2 protein-coding genes are annotated in these 1,022 nt (G+C 28.1%); both read left to right on the top strand.

Annotated elements, in window-relative coordinates:
- The first annotated feature begins 142 nt into the window (after window positions 1-142).
- On the top strand, window positions 143-361 hold the full coding sequence (locus tag CN514_RS20150) for a hypothetical protein (protein ID WP_098234117.1): 219 nt from the start codon (window positions 143-145) through the stop codon (window positions 359-361).
- Between the two features lie 187 nt (window positions 362-548).
- On the top strand, window positions 549-935 hold the full coding sequence (gloA2, locus tag CN514_RS20155) for an SMU1112c/YaeR family gloxylase I-like metalloprotein (RefSeq protein WP_098234118.1): 387 nt from the start codon (window positions 549-551) through the stop codon (window positions 933-935).
- The last annotated feature ends 87 nt before the right edge of the window (window positions 936-1,022 follow it).

A 1,022-nucleotide genomic window follows, 5' to 3' on the forward strand; every position in this document is an offset into this window, starting at 1 on the left:
AAATAAATCAACAAACTTATATTTGAAGTTATTCCTTAATATATGAACTTGTATTGTTAAATAATCAGCTTAAATTTGTTCTTATTTTATTTAATCTTAAATATTGTATAAAGATAAGATTGATTAGAGGAGTTGAAGCTATATGATTGTAGTTCATTATATCGAGAAAAACGTTGAACTATTAAACCAACTACTCAAATATGTCCCCTCTGAAGGAGATACTATTTCCATTAAAGGTCGAAAAGGTAAAGTATTAAGTGTTAATCAAATAAATGATAAACATGTGCATGTAATTGTAGAACTAGAAGTTATTAAGAAAGTACAGGTTTTAGCAAAAGATGATAAAAAAAGAAGAAGATAAATTTCTAAAACTTAATGGGAGATTATTCCCATTATTTTTTTTGAATTTTTGTCCAGTATCACATTCCATTTTTCCACTAAAACTATGAACTATACTGTCTAAATGGAGTGTATTCTTTTTTCAAACTGGACTATTCATGATAAACTAGGAAAAGTTTTAGTAAATCAAAGTAATAAGGAGTTTTAATATGGAAATTAAGAATATCCATCATGTCGCAATTATTTGTTCTAATTATGAATTGTCAAAGCATTTTTACATAAATTTATTAGGATGTAAGGTAATTAAGGAAACCTATCGAGAGGAGCGCGACTCTTATAAATTGGACTTAAGTATTGGAGAAAATGGACAAATTGAACTATTTTCATTTCCTAATCCACCGAAGCGACATACAAATCCAGAAGCAGTTGGGTTACGCCATTTAGCATTTACTGTGTCTAATATAGAAGAAAGTACTCAATACTTAAAACAAAATGCTGTCTTTGTAGAACCAATTCGAATTGACGAGATAACAAATAAAAGATTTACATTTTTCCATGATCCCGATGGCTTACCATTAGAATTATATGAAGAGTAGATTTTAAACAAAACCCAATCTTAATGTAAGATTGGGTTTTCACGCTGTTTAACAACCTTTCAAATATTTATCAAATTTTCGTAAAGG

This window comes from Bacillus sp. AFS001701, assembly GCF_002559405.1.
GTDB lineage: Bacteria > Bacillota > Bacilli > Bacillales > Bacillaceae_G > Gottfriedia.

Coding starts and splice junctions, on each gene's coding strand:
- gloA2 (WP_098234118.1), top strand. CDS start 549: ATGGAAATTAAGAATATCCATCATGTCGCAATTATTTGTTCTAATTAT.
- CN514_RS20150 (WP_098234117.1), top strand. CDS start 143: ATGATTGTAGTTCATTATATCGAGAAAAACGTTGAACTATTAAACCAA.